We start from the raw sequence: 20575 nt of genomic DNA, 5'->3' as shown, positions 1-20575 counted from the left end.
TCTGTTAATTCTTACCCCCTACACTCGAAAAACAACGCAACCGCGTGATTGTGGAGAGTGTATCGATGAAACGGTTAATCCCAACCTTATTGTATGGCGCGCTGGCGACCGCTTTCGGCGCGCAGGCCGCCACCCCGCCGGATACCTTGGTGGTGGTCAGTTCGCTGGAGGGCATCATCAGCCTCGATCCGGCGGAGAGCTTTGAAACCGTCAGCTCGGCCAATCTGGTCAATCTCTATCAGCGCCTGGTGGCGCCGGATCGCGGTGCGCCGCAAAAGTTGGCGCCGGACGCCGCCGCCCGTTGGCAAGCGGGCGCCGATGGGCGCAGCCTGATCTTTACCCTGAAGCCGCAACAACGTTTCGCTTCCGGCAATCCGCTGCGTCCCGAGGACGTGATTTACTCTCTGGTGCGTGCGGTGAAGCTGAACAAGGCGCCGTCCTTTATTCTCGCTGAGTTTGGCTGGACGCCGGATAACGTCGAGCAGCAGCTGAAGAAGATCGGGGATAACCAGGTGCAGCTCAGTTGGTCGGCCAACATCGGCAGCGAGCTGGCGCTGCGGCTGCTGACGGCGAACGTGGCTTCGATCGTGGATGAGAAGCTGTTGAGCGAACACGCGCAGCAGGGGGACTTTGGGAACGCCTGGCTGCGCAACCATTCGGCCGGCGGCGGCCCGTATCGGGTGAACAACTATGTGCCGCATGAGGCGCTGCTGTTTGGCCGCAACGACTACGCGCCGTCGCCGGCCCGGTTGAAAACGGTGTTATTCAAGAACGTCAGCGATGCCGGCACCCGCCGTTTACTGTTGCTGAAGGGGGATGCCGACGTGGCCTACGATCTGGGCGCCGACCAGTTCGACTCGCTGCGCAAAGCGCCGGGCGTGCGTATTGAGCAGGCCGATGCGCCCAAGGTGTATTACCTCGGTTTCAATACCGGCAGCAAAGACAACCCGGCGCTGGGCAATCCGGCGCTGTGGCAGGCGGCGCGCTGGCTGGTGGATTATCAGAGCATCGCCGAACGGTTGCTGAAAGGGCAATATCGCGTGCATCAGGCCTTCTTGCCGCAGGGCTTGGACGGTGCGCTCGACGAGCGGCCGTTTAAGCTCGATGTGGACAAGGCCAAACGGATCCTGCGCGATGCCGGCATCGCCGAGGGCACAAGCATCAGCCTGATCGTTATCAACCAGCCGCCGTATACCGACATTGCGCAGGCGCTGCAGGCCAGCTTTGCGCAGGCTGGGCTGCGGCTGGACATTCATCCGGTGGTGGAGAGCGATCTGTGGGGCAAGATGCGCGGCCGCGATTTCCAGGCGATCTTCACCTATTGGGGCGCCGACTATCTGGATCCGAACACCAACGCCAGCGCCTTTGCCTACAATGTGCCGGGGGGGCCGAAGACCCTGGCCTGGCGCACCCAGTGGAGCATTCCCGCCATCAGCGCGGAAACGCGTGCGGCGGCTGCGGAAGGCGACAGCGCAGCGCGCAGCGCACGTTACGCCGCGCTGCAACGGGAACTGCAGGCCAGTTCGCCTTATGTGCTGGCGCTGCAGGGGCAAACGCTGGTGGCATTACGGGACAATGTTGAAGATGCCCGGGTGGATATCGCCAACAGCATGCTGTATTTGGATCGGGTGAATAAAACGCAGCCGTGAACGAAAAATGCCCCCTCGCCGCCGAGAGGAGAGGGGGCCTGGCCGGTGTTAACGCGGCGAGCTCACCACGGCGTGCCGGCGAGATTCAGCTTATTGAGGATTGTCGGCAGGCTGTCGGTCACCAGCGCCTGCAGATCGCCGTACCAAAACTGCTGCACGCCGACCTGGTTGATATACAGATAGGACGCGATACCCAGCGAGAAGCACAGCAACGTTAGCAGCACCCGGCTTACCGCGTCTTTCAGATTGCCGCATACCATCACCATAAAGATCAGCACGAAGATCATCATGTTGAATGAATAACGGTTGGCCACCTCTTCAAAGCTGATGGTGGCGAAGAACACCGCGCAGTTATAAAGGAACATCAGGCGCACGGCATAGGCGGCTTGTACAAACTGAGGCGATGGCGTGCGGAACTTGTAGCGGGCGAATTGATACAGCGCCTCCACCACGCCGACGTACAGCAGCGTGATTTGGATTTTGCGCACCGGGTTATTACCGAAGTCGCCGCTGACGTAGGCTTCGGCGCGCGAGGCCAGAAAGTCGTTGCCGACGACGGCGATCAGTTTAGGCATCAGCACCGCGCCGCCGAGGTAACAGGCGGCGAACAGCGCCAGCACAGGCAGGGTGCCCACGGTGCGCCAGCGCGCGGGCAGCAGCAGATAGGGCAGAAACAGGAAAGCGGAAAAATGGCTGAAGGACGCCATCACGATCCAGAGCAACATGCGGCCGCGGTGCTGTTCCGACACGGCCAGCACCAGGAAAGAGAGCGCCAGCCCCTGCCGCAACAGGTTGCCGTACAGCCCCTGGAAATTGTACTGGCAGCAGAACAAAAACAGGATCACGGCAAAGTAAGTGCGCGAAAGGCGGTAAACGCCCAGCGCCAGCAGCGAAAAGCTGATAAGGAAGAAGGCGGCGAATGCGCCATTACCGACGCCAAACCAGGTGGCAGTCAGTTTAAACAACAGGTGCGAGACAAAGTCGGTGCCGGAAAACTGCGCCAGCCAGTCCATCAGGCCGTAGCCGCTGTACTGCTGCATCTCAAGGTAGTAGTTCACCTTGTCGTTCATCACCGGCTCGAGGTTCTTCGTCGCCAGCGGCACCGCGGATATCACGGTCAGCAGCAGGAAGGCGGTGAGATTCAGCACGCGATCGGGTTGCTGGCGCAGCAGCATAAAGGCGGCGATCAAGCCGCTGCAAATCACCAACGATAAATAGGGGGCGAACCAAACGCCTGTGATGGCGACGGCGCCCAGCAGCAGCCATTGCACGGAAGAATGCGCCTGTTCGCTGTCGGGAAGGGCGGCGAGTGGCCTGACCGGGTTTTGCATGGGATGCTCCATGGCGTGATCCAGCTGGGGAACATAACACCGGGGCCTAAAGGGACACAGTGAGTTTTGGTGAAATAGGCAAAATTTCACCGGGTTATCATCCCTTGTCGGCAGCGGAAAAATGGCCGTCGGCGAGGCTGGGTAAAAACGGTGCGAAACGCGCAGAACCGCGTTCTGCCTCGATTTCATGTGGGGTTGATGCTGTGAAATAAATGAAATTCCACTGCGGGCCAGGTGAGACGGGACCGGTCAGCAGGCATAGCCAGCCGGCCGCCGCTAACCCGATACCGAACGGTTGCGGCGTTCGCCAGGCACGGCGGTTGTGCAGGCCACGCGCCAACGCGACGCCCAATCCGAACGCTGCCGCCAGAAAGATCAGCAGCGGCAACATTGTCCAGCCGAGCCAGGCGCCCAGCGCCGCCAGCAGTTTGAAATCGCCTTGGCCGATGCCGTCACGCCGCCGCGTCAGCCGGTAGAGCGCATTGAGCAGGCATAACGCGCCGTAACCAGCGACGGCACCCAGCACGGCGTCTTCCAGCGGCGCCCAGCGAGCGTCAAGGTTGCACAGTAGCCCGCCCCACAGCAGCGGCTGAGTCAGTCGATCCGGCAGCCACCGATGGCGCCAGTCCAGCCAGGCCAGGGCGATCAGGAGCGCCGCGGCCGGCACTAACCCCCATCGAGGCGCTGCCGCCAGGCTCAGGGGCAGCGTCGCCAACGCCAGCCCCAGTGCCGTCAGCAGCGGCCCCTGAAGGCGCAACCTCTGTGGGCGACCGTTGACGCCCTCCACACGTTCCAGCCACGTAATGAGCGCGAAGGCGATCAGGCCCGCCGACAGCAGCGCGGTGAAAAACAGCGCGTGCCACAGTAAAGAAAGTAACATCCGGACTCCGCCAGTCGTAAACAGACGGCTAAAATAACGGCAAAATGCGTATTTCATCAGGGGAAAACGCGGTCGGTTGTGAGGAATGCGCAGGCGTTCGCATCGCCACGCTGCGTATTGCAGGGGTGTACAATGCCCTGCGCGGTGGCGCGCAGCCGCGGGGTACTGTGCTTTTTATCGGCAAAATCGGCGCTAAAATGCGGTGAATTCACCTGCGGCCGGAATGGATCGGTAAAGGGTACAAGTGACGACGTCACTGGGGGGCGATTGGGGTTTATCCTATTGTTTCTGCTCGCCAAGCCGTTAGGCTATGAGGATATAGGCGCTCCCGCCGGGCCGGGGGCGTGAGGTTTTTCAGCGCTGTCGCGGGAATGGCGGCGGCAAAGCAGTGGGTTGGCGTGCTCCAGGAAGGAGGGAAGCCAACGGTGTCATGAAAGACGTTATTCAGGCAGTACTCATCAAGACTAAAAAACGATTCTGGCGCCGACGCCAGACGGCGTGGCTGGCCGGACCGCTGGTGTGGCTGGCCGGCGCGGCGCCCGCGTGCGCCGAATCCCCACCGGCGCCGGACAGCGTTATCTCTTCCGAACAGGCCGGCGCAGATCCGGCGGCGAACTTGCCCGAACTGGGCGGTGCGCCCGACGACGCCGCGCGCGAGAAGCAGTGGGCCGAGATGGCCAAACAGCTCGGCGAAAAAGATCTGAACAACGTTTCACGTCAGCAGATGCGCAGCCGCGCTGAAGATTATTTGCTGGGGCAGGCGACTGGCGCGCTGCAGCAACAGGCGCAAGAACTGCTGTCTCCGTTGGGAACCGCCCGGCTGTCGCTGAAGATGAACGGCGAGGGCGATTTTACCGGCAGCAACGGCCAGCTCTTCAGCCCGTTGTACGACGTCGATGGGTTGTTGACCTACAGCCAAATCGGCTGGCTGCAGCAAAGCGCCGGGGCGCTCGGCAATGTCGCGCTGGGGCAACGCTGGATCGCCGGTGACTGGCTGCTGGGTTACAACACGGCGCTCGACAGCGATTTCGCCCGGCAGCGCAATCGCGGCAGCGTGGGGGCGGAAGCCTGGGGGGACTATCTGCGTTTCTCCACCAACTATTACTATCCGCTGTCGGCGCTGTCGCAACAGCCCGGCGATGGGGTATTTTTCAGCCGTCCGGCGCGCGGTTACGACATCACGACGCAGGGCTATTTGCCGTTTTATCGCCAAATCGGCGGTTCGCTCAGCTATGAACAGTACCTGGGCGAGAATGTCGATCTGTTCGGCAGCGGCAAGAAACAGAACGATCCGCGCGCGATGCAGCTGGGGCTCAACTATACCCCGGTGCCGCTGGTGACGATGAAGGCGTTGCATAAGATTGGTGCGGGCGGGCAGAGCCAGGATCAGGTGGAATTGGCGCTGAGCTACCGTCTCGGGGTGCCGCTGGTCAAGCAGATTTCGCCGGAGTATGTGGCGCAGGCCAAGTCGCTGCGCGGCAGCCGCTACGATCCTGTCGAACGTAAAAACGTGCCGGTGCTGGAGTTCCGCCAGCGCAAGACGCTGCAGGTGTTCCTGGCCACGCCGCCGTGGAGCCTGCAGGCGGGGGAAACCGTGCCGCTGGTGCTGGAAATCAAGGCGTTGCACGGGATTTCTCGCGTCAGCTGGCAGGGGGATACGCAGGCGCTGAGCCTGACACCGCCGCACAATGCCAACGACCCGCAGGGCTGGACGACGATCGTGCCGCCGTGGGATGACGCCCCGGGCGCCGCCAACAGCTATCGGCTGTCGGTCACGCTGGAGGACGACAAACAGCAGCGCGTGACGTCCAACTGGATAGAACTGAAAGTGGCGCCGCCGCTGACGGCGACCGCCGGTGATGAAGCGGATCAGCCGCCGATCCAAACCCTGACGCCGCCGCCGATCCCGGCGCAAACCGGGCCGCTGTACGGCGACGATTAACCGTTTTTACCCTGCAACACCCACACGGCGGCCTCGACGCGGGATTTCAGCTTCATCTTTTTCAGCAGGTGTTTGACGTGTACCTTGACGGTGCTTTCCGTGATGGTGAGGCGGCGGGCGATCAGCTTGTTCGGCAGCCCCTGGGCGATCAGCTTCAGGATATCCCGTTCGCGCGGCGTCAGTTGCTGAATATCGCGCTCGGCGCTTGGGTGGTTTTCCCGCAGGCTGGCGGCGAGGATCGGCGTCAGCGTTTCGCTGAGCACCATCTGCCCGGCCGCCGCCTGATGCAGCGCCTTCAGCAGATCCTCCGGCTCCATGTCTTTCAGCAGATAGCCGTCGGCGCCGCGCTTGAGCGCGCTGACGACGTCGTCTTCATGGTTGGATACGCTGAACACCACGATGCGCCCCGACAGGTCGGTCTGGCGCAGGCGATCCAGCGTTTCCAGCCCGTTGATGCCGGGCATGTTCAGGTCGAGCAGGATCAGATCCGGATCGTGCTGCTCCGCCAGCGCGACCCCTTGTTCACCGTTGCTGGCCTCGGCGATGACCTGCAGGCGAGCGTCCATGCCGATCAGCTGTTTTACGCCGTTGCGCAGCATGGGGTGGTCGTCGATCAGTAAGATGGTGGCGGCGGTTTCTGTCGTCATGGTGTCTCCGTTAGTCGATGGCGTGGTTATCCGGCGTGAAGCTGACCCGCACCTCGGTGCCGCCGCCGCTGCGCGGTAAAATGTCGCAGCGGCCGTGCAGGCTCTTGGCGCGATCGCGCATGATGATCAAGCCGTAATGGTCGGGGCGAGAGGTCTCGGCCGGCAGGCCGCGTCCGTTGTCGCATACGCTCAGGGTCACTTCGCCGCGTTTATTGATGACCTGAATGCTTACCTCGCTGGCGGCGGCATGCTTAAGGATGTTGCTGAGCGCCTCGCGGGCGATCTGCAGCAGGTGTATGGCCTGATAGGCCGGCACCGTGCGCGGCCCCAGCTGATAATCGAGGCTGATGGTCAGGCCCAGTTTGGGGTTGAACTCCGCGACCGTCGATTGCAGCGCCGCCAGCAGACCCGGTTCGGTCAACTGCAGACGGAAGGTGGTCAGCAGTTCGCGCAGTTGGCGATAGGCGCCGTTCAGCTCTTCACGCATCTGTTGCACCAGCGCCTGGCTGGCGGCAGAGAGCGTTTCCCCCTGCATCTGCAGACAGGCGATCTGCATTTTCAGGCAGGAGAGCGATTGGGCGATGGAGTCGTGCAGCTCGCGGGCGATCGCCGCCCGCTCCTCCATCAGCATCAACTGCTGCTGGTGGTCGACCTGACGTTCGATGGCCAGCACGCTGGTCAGCTGTTCCACCAGGGTATTGATCAGTTGGCGATGTTCATCGTTCAGCGGTTGCTGCGGCGCATGTTGCGCCACGATCACGCCGTAGTCGCCGAGCTTGTCGCTCAGGCTCCAGCTCAGCGACGGATTGTTGGGATACTGGCGGTCGCTGTCGTTCAGGCAGGCGCTGCACACCGGGTTATGGCAATGCTCCGGCCTTAGCGGTTGGTTGCCGCTCAGCTGCAGCAGCGGTTCCCGGCTGTCGTTTTCATACAGCCGCACCTGAATGGCGCGCAGCGGCGTCAGGGTTTGCAATTGGTTGAGCAGCGGCGTCAGGCGACTGCACAGCGGCTCGCTGGCGTGCAGCTGGCGGCTGGCGCGATAGAGGAAGCTCAGCACCTGATTTTTCTGCTGCAGGTCGGCGGTCTTCTCGGCCACGCGCTGCTCCAGCCCGCTGTAGGTGGCCGACAGCTCGTCGGACATGGTGTTCAACGCGCCGCCGAGCGACGCCATTTCATCCTGATGGCCGCGCTGCGCAAAGCGGCGGCTAAAATCACCGCGGCCTACCGCCAGGGCCATCTCCACCAGTTGCCGCCAGGGATGCAGCAACCGGCGCCGCAGGTAGCAGGTGGTGCCGATCAACAGCAGTAGCGTCAGCGCGATAAAACCGGCCTGCACCAGCGTCACCATCAGCAGGCGGCGTTCGGTTTGCCTGTCGATATCCGACACCAGCTTATCCAACAACCGCACGAAGTGCGCGACCTGGGGCGCGGCGTCGGCCGGCTGCTGCGCGCTGCGCAGGCGAGGTTGCAGCGTCTGTTGCCAATAGTCGCGCAGGGCGTTGAAAGGCTGCGTCAACCCTTCCTGCTCCACCGAACGCTGCAGGTCGGGGCTGTTTTCGTCGCGCTCCAGTTCCCGGATCAGCGCTTCGTGCCGTTCATCCAGCGGCACCTGCGCCAGCAGCCGGTAGCTTTGCATGCGCAGCGAGCCGGCCTTGTTGATGGCGTGCGCGTTGCCCTGAATGCTTTGCGACATCCAGGCGGAAATCCCCATGCCGGCCACGCCCAGCATGCCCGACAGCAACATCAGCAGGGCGACCTGATTCACGATCGAAAGCGGGGCCAACAGGCGTTTCATAAGTGCGGATTCCTGGCGTTTGGCGCCGCTGAAGCTCAGGGGCGAAGGCGGCGATGGGGCTAAACAAGTCACGATTCAGCCGTATTTTTGATTATCCCTGCGCATAACCCCATACCTCGAATGAAGTACCCATTAGTTTCCAGGGGCGCGTCGAGACGGCAAGAAAACGAAAGTGATAGTGATTAGTTTATTGATTTAAATGAATTTAATTTTTGGTTAGGGCGTACCCCTAAGGGGATGAAGGCGCCATTTCCGCCGCCAACTACTTGCATGCGGGTTGATATACATCAACTTTGCCGCCGGGGCCGCCCCCTAGGGTGTGCGGAATGATCCCCCGTGTCTGAGGTTTTTATGTCGCAACTTGCAACGCCTTCATCAAAGAAAACCGGTGCGCTGATTCAGGACTGGCGCCCTGAAGACAGCGCTTTTTGGCAGCAGCGTGGCCAGCGCATCGCCACCCGCAACCTGTGGATTTCCATTCCCTGTCTGCTGCTGGCCTTCTGCGTCTGGATGCTGTTCAGCGCCGTCGCGGTCAACCTGAACAAGGTCGGCTTCAATTTTACCACCGACCAGCTGTTTCTCCTGACGGCGCTGCCGTCGGTCTCGGGCGCCATTTTGCGCGTACCGTATTCCTTCGTGATCCCGCTGTTTGGCGGCCGTCGCTGGACCGCCATCAGCACCTGCTTCCTGCTGGTGCCCTGCCTGTGGCTCGGGTTTGCGGTGCAGGACAGCAGTACGCCGTACAGCGTGTTCGTCATTATTTCCCTGCTGTGCGGTTTCGCCGGCGCCAACTTTGCTTCCAGCATGGCCAACATCAGCTTCTTCTTCCCGAAAGCGCGTCAGGGCGGGGCGTTGGGGCTCAACGGCGGGTTGGGCAATCTGGGCGTCAGCGTCATGCAGCTGGTCGCGCCGCTGGCGATTTCCTTCAGCCTGTTCGGCCTGTTTGGCGGCACGGCGCAAAACCAGGTGGAGGGGGGCCAGCTGTGGCTGGAAAACGCCGCCTGGATCTGGGTGCCGTTCCTGCTGGTCGGCACGTTGGCGGCCTGGTTCGGCATGAACGATCTGGCGGCGGCCAAGGCATCGCTGCGTCAGCAACTGCCGGTGCTCAAGCGTGGGCATCTGTGGATGCTGAGTCTGCTGTATCTCGCGACCTTTGGCTCTTTCATCGGTTTCTCCGCCGGCTTCGCCATGCTGTCGAAGACGCAGTTCCCCGACGTGGTGATCTTGCATTACGCGTTTTTCGGGCCGTTCCTGGGGGCGCTGGCGCGGCCGGTCGGCGGCGCGTTGTCTGACCGTTTCGGCGGTGTGCGGGTGACGTTGATCAACTTTGTGGTCATGGCCGTTTTTGCCGCGCTGTTGTTCCTGACCTTGCCGAGTGCGGGCGAGGGCGGGTCGTTCATCGCCTTCTACGGCATCTTTATGGTGCTGTTCCTCACTGCGGGGTTGGGCAGCGGATCGACTTTCCAAATGATCGCCGTTATTTTCCGCAAAATCACCGTCGATCGCGTTAAAGCGGCCGGCGGCAGCGATGAAAGCGCGCAGCGTGAGGCAGTAACCGATTCCGCCGCCGCATTGGGCTTTATCTCGGCGATTGGCGCCGCCGGCGGCTTCTTCATTCCGCAGGCCTTTGGCACCTCACTGGCGCTGACCGGTTCACCTGCGGGCGCGATGAAAGTGTTCCTGGTATTTTACATTTTGTGCGTCGTGATCACCTGGGCGGTGTATGGCCGCAAGAAAAAAGCCTGAGTGTCAAACGACTTTCTCTATCCCTCCCGACAGGGGAGGGATATTTCGTTCATACCGAAACTTCTCTCTTCTCCTCCTCAGTGAAATTTTCTGCCTTTAGGTAAAATTCTCACCCCCGCTTGCCGTTTTTTTCTTTTTTTATAGTTATATCTCTCAATGTATGAATCCTTTCTCACAAAAGGTTTATATTATTCACGCGGTTTTTTCGTTTTGTTGAGCGTGTTCTTACTATTAAACAATTAATGCTTTTTCCTGCGTTTAAATGAAATTGCTTAGGAGAATACCTAATTGATGTGCGTATTATAAAATCAGCAATAGGGTTTTGTCTTAGATGCTGCGCCCGTTGGATGGAATGAACGCCGGAGTTAAATCAGATAACTCTCATTCTGTTTTTTCCGTCTTTTTGTAGTCTATCTGACGTTCAGATTAGGTGGAAAAACAGAATGAATTCAGGGCGAAGAATGAAATTTCACAATTTCATTCGATTAACAATCAAGCAACGCCGTTAGTTTTTTCTTTCTAAATCAAAGAGGTGCTAGTTTGAATTTTACGGTAGCCAGGAAAGAAATCCATGTTGCCAACAGGGAAATAGAGTCGTTTGGATAAACGGAACATCCTGAATCAGGCTTAATGTAAAAAATGAAATCAGAAAATTTTTATAAAAGCCAATATCCGATGAATGCAACCTGTTGAGTTTACATTTAATTTCTTGAACATTTTTTGATATTTCTATACAAAGTGTGCAGGACAGGCACGCTAAGGAAATTAAAAGTGAATCTTGATAAAAGAATAAAGATTAGGAATCTCGATGTTCTGACTCCTGCCGGGGAGAAATTCCGTCTGCGTTGGAAGGAGTATCAAATTCTTTCGCTGCTTGTCGCCAGATCCCCCGAGCTGGTTACCCGAACGGAAATTATAGAAAATATCTGGAAAGGAACCTATTGTTCAGATTCAACGATAAATCAAACAATTAAATCCATTCGTCAGAAAATTAGCGATTCGGAACACACGCTTATCAGAACCATTCCACGCTTGGGTTACAAGGTGGAAAATCAAGCGGCTTTTCACTTTATATCTGAAGATGAAGACTACGCCGATGATGATATATTAAACGGTAACGATGATATTGACGTTGATATTCAAGCGGAACTTTCTGAAAGTGAAAATGAATCGCCTGTAGCCAACGACGAGAAAATAGTTAAGCCGCGTAAATCGACCCTCGTTTCTGCGCCTGTTGCGGCGATGGATTCCTCTCAAGATCCGGCGCATGAAAAGAAGTCGCTATCCGTGCGCCGCTTTTTCAGCGTGCCTGCCAGTCGCGTGGTGAAATACCTGACGGTGTTTGCCTCGTTACTGGTTATTTCACATTTTTCATATGTCCTGGGCAACCAAACCCGTCCGCCGGTGATCAATGATATTCAGAACAACACGCGCGTGGTGTTGACGCTGACGCTGAATAATCCCCATACCAACAGCCCGCAAACGCTGTTCTGTCTGTACCAGGGAGAGAACATGGATCAGGCCACCATCGAATGTGTCGATCCTAAACAAGGCCAGCTGAAATTGCCGGTAAAATATGAGACCTCTTCCTCCACCGGTAAAGGTCGGATTAATCTCATATTGCCGAATAAAACCTTGCAATATCAAGTTGCTTACGATGTTAAAAATTAGCGCTGAATGAGGTTTTATCTATAGCGATAATTTTACATTTGATGAAATCTTTTATTTCATAATTTGTTATTTGAAAGCCAGGTTCGATTTGTCCAGTCTGGAACTCATTACCTAACGCGTATTAGCGCCTGTCCCAATCGGGTGACGGGAATAATGAGAACCTGCTGAGTGACAAATTATGGATAAGCGTAAAGTAGCTATTATCGGGGGTTCCGGTTTTATCGGAACACGCCTGGCGAAACGTCTCAGTAAGCGCGATGATCTGACATTGGTCATCGTCGATAAGCAACCCAGTGCACATTTTCCATCCCTTTATCAGTATGGCGATGTGACTCAACCTCAGACTTTGCAAGAACCGCTGGCGGGCTGTGACGCCATCATTAATCTGGCGGCGGAGCATCAGGACAATGTCGATCCCATTTCGCTCTATTATCAGGTCAATGTCGAAGGCGCACGTCATGTCTGCATGACCGCCTCTGCATTGAATATCCGCCAAATCATTTTCACCTCCTCGGTCGCCGTTTACGGGTTCGTCAAGCAGGAAACCGGCGAAGAAGGGCGTTTCGAACCTTTCAACCATTACGGCAAGTCCAAGCTCGAGGCGGAATATGTTTATGAGGCCTGGCGCAAGGCAGACGCCGCAAATAAATTGACCATCATCCGTCCGACGGTGGTGTTCGGCGAAGGCAACCGCGGCAACGTGTATAACCTGTTCCGCCAGATCGCCAGCGGCCGTTTCGTGATGATTGGCAGCGGCAATAATATGAAGTCGATGGCTTACGTCGAGAATATTGCTGCACGGCTGGAGCATGCGTTGGATCAGCAGTCCAGTTATCAGGTCAGCAACTATGTCGATAAACCGGACTTTACGATGAATCAGCTGGTCGACGTTATTTCCTCTTCATTGGGCAGGGAAAATAAGACGATTCGCATTCCTTACGCCTTGGGAATATGCGGCGCAACCGCATTGGATGTCGTGAGTAAAATAAGTCGCAAGAAATTTCCAATTAGTCGCGTCAGAGTGCAGAAATTCTGTGCCAGAACGCAATTTAAAAGCAATGTGCAGAATAATTTCGTGGCGCCGGTCGAACTTGATTCGGCAATCGAAAGAACCATTAAACATGAGTTTTCTGATAGATAACTTAATCGCACGCTGACGTTATTTCGATATTTTCGCTGACAAGCGGATAAATCTGCATTTTCAGGATTAGCGCATGCTGACTTATATCCTGGCCGGATCAATTTTGTTTTTGTTAATAGCGCATTGGGAGCTGTAACTCAAGGGCGGTAGCGTGCTTATTCGCTGGAGGAACGATGTTATATCAACTGAGCGTGATATTTGTGCTGGCGGTGGCGTGGGTGCTTATTGCCCGCCGCGCCGCCTTGGTGGTGGGGTTAGTGGATAAGCCCAATGCGCGCAAGCAACATCTGGGGCACATTCCGCTGGTCGGCGGCATCGCCGTGTACCTGACGCTGATGCTGATGACGCTGTGGCAACCCGCCTGGCTGCCCGAAAGCACGATCTACCTGCTGTGCATAACGGCGCTGGTGGTGTTGGGCGTGCTGGATGACCGCTTTGATCTGCCCGTGGCGCCGCGCGTCATGGTGCAGGGAGGGATCGCGCTGGCGATGATGCTGGCGGCAGGGATGCAACTCTCCTCGCTGGGTTTTGTCTGGGGGCATCAGGAAGTGATGCTCGGCTATGGCGCGTTGCTGCTCACGCCGCTGGCGGTATGGGGAGCGATCAATGCCTACAACATGGTGGATGGCATCGATGGGCAGTTGGGCGCTTTGTCCTGCGTCACCTTCGTCGCGCTGGCCATCGTGTTCGGGCTGGGCGGCCGGGAAGACCTGGCGCTGTGGTGTCTGGGCCTGATCGCCGCTCTGGCGGCTTATCTGCTGTTCAACCTGAGTCTGTTCGGTGCCCGCAGCAAGATCTTTATGGGGGATGCCGGCAGCATGGTGATTGGCTTCAGCGTGCTGTGGCTGGTGTTGCTGGCGACCCAGGGACCGCAGGCGGTGATGCGCCCGGTGACCGCGCTGTGGCTGATCGCCATTCCTCTGATGGACATGGTGACGGTGATGGTGCGCCGCCTGCTGCGCCGCCAAAGCCCATTCAAAGCGGGGCGCGATCATTTGCACCATATTCTGATGCGTCGCGGACTGAATGCGCGCCAGGCGCTGGCGATGAGCACCATGCTGGCGGTGACGCTGGCCTGCATCGGCATTTGCAGTGAAGTGCTGAAACTGCAAGAGAGTTTGATGCTGGTGGCGTTTCTGCTCTGTTTTTGCGGCTATTTCGCCCTGTTGCGCGAGCCGCGTCAGGCGACGGTGTTCAGCGATAATCCGACCGTCGGCCGTTAATCCCCTCACGGGCTGCGGCGGCAGCCCGTTTATCACGGTACTTCCATGAATTTTCATTTGCCTCTTTTGATGCCGTTGGCCTTTACCTCCGCGCTGTTGAGCGGGTGTACGGTGATTCCCGGCTCACATTTACCTACCAGCGGAAAAGCCGTCGTCGTGCAGCAAGACGACGGTTTTGATTTGAATAACCAGGTGCAGGTCTACCGCATGTCGCCGATGTTGCTGCAGAAAATGCGGCGCGTAGAACCGGTCGCCCGGCCGAACCCGGCGCTGGATCAGCGGCTGCAGAACTATCAATACCGTATCGGCGTCGGCGACGTGTTGAACGTCACCGTCTGGGATCACCCTGAGCTGACTACGCCGGCCGGGCAGTACCGCAGCGCCAGCGACACCGGTAACTGGGTCCATGCCGATGGCACGATTTTTTATCCCTATATCGGGCGAGTGGCGGTGGTGGGCAAAACCGTCACCGAAGTGCGCAGCCTGATCGCCGGCCGTCTGGCGCAGTATGTGGAAAGCCCGCAGGTGGATGTCAGCATCGCCGCTTTCCGTTCGCAGAAGGCTTATGTGACCGGTGAGGTGAAAACCTCCGGCCAGCAGGCGATCACCAACGTGCCGCTGACCATCCTGGATGCGATCAACGCCGCCGGCGGCCTGACGGAGAACGCCGACTGGCGCAACGTGGTGCTGACCCATCAGGGCAAGGATCGGGCCATCTCGCTGCAGGCGCTGATGCAGCGCGGCGACATCAGTCAGAACGCGTTGCTGCAGCCGGGTGACATCCTTTACGTCCCGCGCAATGACGAACTGAAAGTGTTCGTGATGGGCGAAGTGGGCAAGCAAGCGACGCTGAAGATGGATCGCAGCGGCATGACGTTGACCGAGGCCCTCGGCTCTTCCGAAGGGATCAGCCAGACGGTCGCGGATGCGACCGGGGTATTCGTGATCCGGCCGAGCGGCGGCAAAACGCCGCAGCGGCTGGCGACGCTGTATCAGTTCGATCTTTCCGACGCCAGCGCGCTGGCGATGGGCGCTGAATTTCAGCTGCAACCTTACGACGTCGTGTACGTCACTGCGGCGCCGGTCGCGCGCTGGAACCGTTTGATCAGCCAGCTGGTGCCGACCATCAGCAGCTTTAACGATCTCAGCGAGGCTACCTTGCGCGTGCGCAACTGGTAAATCCGCAGGATGAATAAGGAACAGAAGATGAAGAACAATGCGCTGTCCGTGATGGTGGCCGAACAAGATGAAAAACTGGAGTGGGAGCGTCTGGTAGGGCCGCTTTGGGATAACCGCTGGCGGATCGCCGTCGTAACCGGCGTGGCCGGCGCGCTGGGCGTCGCCTATGCCCTGTTGGCGACCCCGGTGTATCAGGCCACGGCGGTGGTGCAGGTGGAGAAACAGCTGTCCGGCGACTCGCTGCTGCGCGAAACGCTGGACAGCTCGATGGGGCAGAATTCGGCGACGCAGGATGAAGTGACGCTGGCCAAGTCGCGCTACGTGCTCGGCAAAACGGTGGATGCCCTTGGCCTGACGGTGCGCGTCGAGCCGGACTACTTCCCGGTATTCGGTAAAGGTTTTGCCCGACTGAGCGGCGAAAAGGCGCCGGTGCTGGACATCACCACGTTGACGACGCCGCCGGAAATGGAGGGCGAAGCGCTGACGCTGACGGTGCGCGATGGGCAGCATTACGAGCTGAGCCATGACGGCGCCAAACTGTTCAGCGGCGCGGTCGGGCAGCCGGTGGCGCAGGGCGGATGGAACATGGCCGTCTCGGCGCTGGACGCGGCGCCGGGCGCCAGCTTCACGGTGGTCAAAGTCGCGCGCCAGAAAGCGGTGGACGATCTGCGCAAAAATCTTGACGTAGTGCCGGGCGGTAAAGACAGCGGCATCATGACCTTTACGCTGCCGAGCGAAGATCCGCAGCGCGCCGAGGCGGTGCTGAAGAACATCACCGACAACTACCTGCAGCAGAACGTGGATCGCAAAACGGAAGAGGCGCAGCGAATGCTCGCGTTCCTGCAAGAGCAACTGCCGCAAACGCAAACCTCGCTCAACAACGCCGAAACCCAGCTCAATCAGTTCCGTCAGCAAAACGACTCGGTGGATCTGTCGCTGGAAGCCAAATCGGTGTTGGACACGCAGGTGCAGCTCGAAGCGCAGCTCAATGAACTGACCTTCAAGGAAGCGGAGATCTCCAAGCTCTATACCCGCGCGCACCCGGCTTACCGGGCGCTGCTGGAAAAGCGCGCCACGCTGGAAGCGGAAAAGGCGCGGCTGGGCAAACAGGTGCAGACGCTGCCGAAAATGCAGCAGGAGATCCTGCGTCTCACCCGAGACGTGCAGGTGGATCAGCAGGTTTACATGCAGCTGATGAACAAGCAGCAGGAGCTGAGCATCAGCAAGGCCGGCACGGTAGGCAACGTGCGCATCATCGATGAAGCGGAAACCGCCATTCGGCCGATCCAGCCGCAAAAGATGCTGATCGTGCTGTTGGCGCTGCTGCTGGGCGCCGGGGGCGCCGCCGCGGTGGTGCTGTTGCGCGCGGCCTTCCACCGCGGCATCAATGATATCGATACGCTGGAGAAACGGGGCATCAACGTCTACGCCACCGTGCCGCTGTCGCCGTGGCAGGTGAAGCGCAACCGCGAGCAGCGTCATCTGTTGCCCAAATCCGGCGGCCGGCGCCTGCCGATCCTGGCGGTGGCCGAGCCGACGGATCTGTCGGTGGAGGCAATCCGCAGCCTGCGCACCAGCCTGCATTTCGCCATGCTGGAAGCCAAAAACAATATTCTGATGGTCTCCGGCGCCAGCCCGGAAAGCGGCAAGAGCTTCACCAGCACCAACCTGGCGGTGGTAGTGGCGCAGGCCGGGCAGCGGGTGTTGCTGATCGACGCGGATATGCGCAAAGGCTTCCTGCATCGCTGGCTGGCCGAGGATGGACATCGCGGTTTGTCCGACATGCTGGTGGGCGACGTGATGGCGGAACAGGCGGTGCGGAAAACCGCCATCGCCAACCTGGACTTCGTGCCGCGCGGCCAGGTGCCGCCGAATCCGTCCGAACTGCTGATGCATCGCCGCTTCGCTGACTTCCTGCGCTGGGCCGGGCAACACTACGATCTGGTGCTGATCGATACGCCGCCGATTCTGGCGGTGACGGATGCGGCGATCGTCGGTCATCACGCCGGCACCTCGCTGCTGGTGGTGCGTTTTGAAGTGAACACCGTCAAGCAGATCGAAACCAGCATGCGCCGTTTCGAACAGAATGGCGTGGCGATCAAAGGCGTGATCCTCAACGGCATGGTGAAAAAATCCGCCGCCGATGCGGGTTACTACGCCTTCGCCTATCCGAGCCATCAGGAAGAAAAGGTGCCGTAAGCGCATGAAAGCGATGCTGATGAACTCTTTGTGGTTAATGCTGGAGCGGGTATCGCTGAGTCTGTCGGGGATTTTCGTTTCGGTGTACGTCGCGCGCTATCTCGGGCCGGCGCAATACGGTTTGATTAACTACTTGCTGTCGGTGATCGCCATCGCCGTGCCGCTGGTGCAGCTGGGGGCGGACGCAGTGCTGTTCAACCGCGTCGCCAAACGGCGCCGGAGCGGCATGCGGCTGATGCTGGCTTCGATGCGCATCCGCCGCCAGCTGTTTGCGCTGATCGCGCTGCCGCTGATGGCCTGGACGCTGTTGACGCAGGATCGCACCAACCAAATCATGATGCTGCTGATGTTGATCAGCGCGTATTTCTCCGTGCAGGACGTCTACAAAATCTATTACGACGCGCTGCTGAAGTCGAAGTTGAACACGTTGATCAACAACGTTGCGCTGTTGCTGTCGATCGTGATGCGGCTCGGCCTGGTGTACGCGCAATTGCCGCTGGTGTGGTTTGCGCTGCCCTATGTGCTGAGCAGCCTGCTGCCTTATGCGGTGCGCTGGGTGCTGTTCCGTCGCGAGCAGGCGCAGATGCCGGCGATCAGCGGCAGACACAAACGGCGCTACGGCCGCTACCTGTTCAGCGTCGGCTTGCCGCTGGCGATCTCCAGCCTGTCGATCGTCATTTATACGCGCATCGATCAGATCATGCTGGGCAACTATTTGGGAGAACACAGCGTCGGGCTTTACAGCGCCGCCATCACGCTGAGCCAGGGGTGGGTATTCGTGCCCATCGCGCTGATCATGTCGATGATGCCAGGCGTGGCGAACGCCGGTTCGGAGCAGGAACAAGAGGCGCGCATTCGCCAGCTGTATCTGATGGTGCTGGTGCTTTCGATGCCAGTGATCGCGGTGCTGTCGCTGTTTCCGCAGCAGATAGTCGCGCTGATGTTCGGCGAAAGTTACCGGCAAACGGCGACCATTTTGGCGCTGTGCTCGGTGACGTCGCTGTTCTCGGTGATGGGAACGGTGTCTTACCGCGCCATCGTGCTGTTCAGCGGCTATCGATTCATCGCCATCAAAATGCCGCTGGCGGCGTTGGCCAACGTGGTGATGAATTTCATCCTGATCCCGCGCTACGGGATCATGGGCGCGGCGATATCGACGTTGATCACGGAGTTTATTTCATTCTTTGTGCTCAACAGCTTTTTCAGAGGAGGAAAAATTACGCGTTTGCAGGTGACTTGCTATCGGTGTTTTCCGCAATTAATAGGGAAGGTACGAGAAATATATGTTAAATAATCTGGTGAAAGGGTTATACCGACGTATGCCCGATGCAATATATCATCAGTTAAAATACGCAATGTTTTTCCGCAAGGTGCCGCATCTGGCCCATCCGGTGGGGTACAGCGAAAAACTGATGCGTAGGAAAGTTTATCCACTGGCGATATATACGCAGCTATCCGATAAATATCGGGTGAGAGAGTATATCGAACAGCTATGGGGTAAAGAGTATTTGATCGATCTTTACGCGCACGGCAACGAATTTACGGAAGAGATGTATCAGCAGCTGCCCGAGTCGTTTGTGATTAAAGCCAACCATGGCAGCGGATATAACAAGCTGGTATTTGATAAAAGCCAAACCGGTTATAACGAACTGCGGGTGTTGACCAACAGTTGGCTGCGGCAAAGTTTTTATCAGGTTTATCGCGAGCGGCATTATAAAGATATTCCACCTTGCATCATGGTGGAAAGAATGCTGATCGACGAAGGGCAAATACCGAACGACATCAAGATCCACTGTTTTAATCTTGACGGTGAGGTGCGCTTCTTTATTCAGATCGATTATCAGCGCTTTATCGATCATCGCCGCGATTTCTTTGATGCGGACTGGAACCGCACCGAGATCCGCATGGGCGTGCCGAACAGCGACGTGCCGATGTCGCGCCCCAGCGGGCTAAAGGAGATGCTGCGGCTGGCGCGCCAGGTGGCGGAACAATTCTCGTACGTACGCGTCGATTTTTATCAGGTGCAGGATCGCATTTATTTTGGCGAGCTGACTTTCACCCCGGGGGCCGGATTACAACGGCTGATGCCAGAAACGATTGAACAAGAATGGGGAGGGTATTTTCATACGTAGCTGAAACAGGCCGTTGGCTGCGCGTACTCGACCCGAGGCGGGGGGATAACCGGGCAGGGATATGCTGCGATAACAAACTTTTTCTCTGGCATCAGGCTGCACTCGCCAGTTGATAATAGCTTTTGAGGTATTAAATGGACTTATCAATTGTTATTCCCGCTTTTAATAATTCAAACCATCTCGCCGCCACGCTGGCGCGCATGACCCATTACTGCGCCGGTTTTGATTATGAAATTATCGTGGTCGATTATTCATCGGAAGCCGGTGAGTCGGAAAAGATACACGGACTGTTGGCGGCGAATCATCGCGCCAGACTGCATGAAAGCCGGGTGCGCGGCAATATCGCCGTCGCCTGCAATATCGGTTTTCGCCTGGCGCGTTCTGAGGTGGTTTTTTTTCTGGAACCGGAAGATATGTTTGGCACCAATTATATCATCCGGCGCTTGAGACGGCATGAGGACACACGGATCGATATCGTGTTCGGCAATTACACCACGGTCAACGACAAGAATGTGCGCAGCTACGTGTTTAATTATCAAGAGGGCGTGGCCGGGGAAGATTTCTTATTTATCGAGATGGGGGATATTCGCACCTCGACCATCAGCGTGCGCAAGAAACAAGACCGGCGGTTTTTATTTCCGGAGTTTTTGGCCCGTTACCAAGACTGGGGATTTTTGGTCAACGCCACCAACCTGGGCGCCCGGGTGGTTCACGATCAGGGCGGTGGGGTGTTCATCCGCTGCGGCGACGAGGATCTGAACCGCTGCCGATTGAACATCGACGCCAGCGAACGCTTTATCGATACCTATCTGCAGGCCAGCGGCCGTTATATCAGCGGCTTTGCCTGTAAACACCTGCTGGCTTCGCTGTACAGCGAAGATCTGCAGGCTTTCAACTACTACTCATCGCGCATGGAGCGCCACACCCTGAGCGGCAAATTCAAGGCGATCAAGCTGTATGGCGACTGTCTGGCCAGGCTGGGACTGTTTCCATTGGGGGGGAGGCTGCTGCGCACGGCCCGCGAGGGATTACGGAGGTGA

At 58.1% G+C, this 20575-nt stretch carries 15 protein-coding genes; 11 read left to right on the top strand and 4 right to left on the bottom strand.

Annotated features, from left to right (window positions below; all coding sequences use genetic code 11):
• Window positions 1-65 precede the first annotated feature (65 nt).
• Window positions 66-1649: an ABC transporter substrate-binding protein gene (locus ITX55_RS16290; protein WP_108680975.1), complete on the top strand. Its 1584-nt coding sequence runs from the start codon at window positions 66-68 to the stop codon at window positions 1647-1649.
• Window positions 1650-1711: 62 nt separating this feature from the next.
• Here the strand turns inward: ITX55_RS16290 and ITX55_RS16285 are convergent, their stop codons facing one another.
• Complete coding sequence (locus tag ITX55_RS16285; protein WP_033650891.1) at window positions 1712-2980, bottom strand: EpsG family protein; 1269 nt, start codon at window positions 2978-2980, stop codon at window positions 1712-1714.
• A gap of 97 nt (window positions 2981-3077) precedes the next feature.
• Window positions 3078-3860 carry an A24 family peptidase gene (locus ITX55_RS16280; RefSeq protein ID WP_223085215.1) on the bottom strand — a complete coding sequence of 261 codons (783 nt, stop codon included), beginning with the start codon at window positions 3858-3860 and terminating at the stop codon, window positions 3078-3080.
• A 430-nt stretch (window positions 3861-4290) separates the two neighbouring features.
• Here ITX55_RS16280 and ITX55_RS16275 point away from each other — a divergent pair, with 430 nt between their 5' ends.
• Entirely contained in the window at window positions 4291-5802 is a 1512-nt protein-coding gene (locus tag ITX55_RS16275; RefSeq protein WP_108680969.1) for a YchO/YchP family invasin, read from the top strand.
• Here ITX55_RS16275 and narL read toward each other — a convergent pair.
• Both narL and narX read right to left on the bottom strand, forming a co-directional pair.
• Window positions 5799-6449 carry a two-component system response regulator NarL gene (narL, locus tag ITX55_RS16270; RefSeq protein WP_223085214.1) on the bottom strand — a complete coding sequence of 217 codons (651 nt, stop codon included), beginning with the start codon at window positions 6447-6449 and terminating at the stop codon, window positions 5799-5801. The genes ITX55_RS16275 and narL overlap by 4 nt on opposite strands.
• A 10-nt stretch (window positions 6450-6459) precedes the next feature.
• A complete protein-coding gene (gene narX, locus ITX55_RS16265; RefSeq protein ID WP_033643445.1) occupies window positions 6460-8244 on the bottom strand; it encodes a nitrate/nitrite two-component system sensor histidine kinase NarX in 1785 nt (594 codons plus the stop codon).
• Window positions 8245-8595: 351 nt separating this feature from the next.
• Between narX and ITX55_RS16260 the strand changes: the two genes are divergently transcribed.
• From ITX55_RS16260 to ITX55_RS16220, 9 genes are all read left to right on the top strand, one after another.
• Window positions 8596-9990 (top strand): NarK family nitrate/nitrite MFS transporter, encoded by a 1395-nt coding sequence (locus tag ITX55_RS16260; protein WP_033650893.1) that lies wholly within the window; start codon window positions 8596-8598, stop codon window positions 9988-9990.
• A 771-nt stretch (window positions 9991-10761) separates the two neighbouring features.
• Window positions 10762-11661 carry a transcriptional regulator gene (locus tag ITX55_RS16255; RefSeq protein ID WP_033650894.1) on the top strand — a complete coding sequence of 300 codons (900 nt, stop codon included), beginning with the start codon at window positions 10762-10764 and terminating at the stop codon, window positions 11659-11661.
• A 178-nt stretch (window positions 11662-11839) separates the two neighbouring features.
• Entirely contained in the window at window positions 11840-12802 is a 963-nt protein-coding gene (locus tag ITX55_RS16250) for an NAD(P)-dependent oxidoreductase (RefSeq protein ID WP_033643442.1), read from the top strand.
• Between the two features lie 173 nt (window positions 12803-12975).
• Window positions 12976-14025: a UDP-N-acetylglucosamine--undecaprenyl-phosphate N-acetylglucosaminephosphotransferase gene (gene wecA, locus ITX55_RS16245; RefSeq protein ID WP_108680963.1), complete on the top strand. Its 1050-nt coding sequence runs from the start codon at window positions 12976-12978 to the stop codon at window positions 14023-14025.
• 45 nt (window positions 14026-14070) lie between these two features.
• On the top strand, window positions 14071-15204 hold the full coding sequence (locus ITX55_RS16240; RefSeq protein ID WP_033650895.1) for a polysaccharide export protein: 1134 nt from the start codon (window positions 14071-14073) through the stop codon (window positions 15202-15204).
• Window positions 15205-15231: 27 nt separating this feature from the next.
• Entirely contained in the window at window positions 15232-17403 is a 2172-nt protein-coding gene (locus tag ITX55_RS16235) for a polysaccharide biosynthesis tyrosine autokinase (RefSeq protein ID WP_108680961.1), read from the top strand.
• Window positions 17404-17407: 4 nt separating this feature from the next.
• A complete protein-coding gene (locus ITX55_RS16230) occupies window positions 17408-18697 on the top strand; it encodes a flippase (protein ID WP_033643437.1) in 1290 nt (429 codons plus the stop codon).
• The gene (locus tag ITX55_RS16225; protein WP_033643436.1) at window positions 18687-19535 is read left to right on the top strand and encodes an ATP-grasp fold amidoligase family protein; all 849 of its coding nucleotides are present in this window, start codon (window positions 18687-18689) and stop codon (window positions 19533-19535) included. Before ITX55_RS16230 ends, ITX55_RS16225 begins: the two co-directional genes overlap by 11 nt.
• Before the next feature lie 134 nt (window positions 19536-19669).
• Window positions 19670-20575 carry a glycosyltransferase family A protein gene (locus ITX55_RS16220; RefSeq protein ID WP_033643435.1) on the top strand — a complete coding sequence of 302 codons (906 nt, stop codon included), beginning with the start codon at window positions 19670-19672 and terminating at the stop codon, window positions 20573-20575.

Source organism: Serratia sp. EWG9 (assembly GCF_019913725.1).
In the GTDB taxonomy this organism is placed as follows: domain Bacteria; phylum Pseudomonadota; class Gammaproteobacteria; order Enterobacterales; family Enterobacteriaceae; genus Serratia; species Serratia ureilytica.
This window is presented reverse-complemented; position numbering and strand designations above follow the sequence as displayed.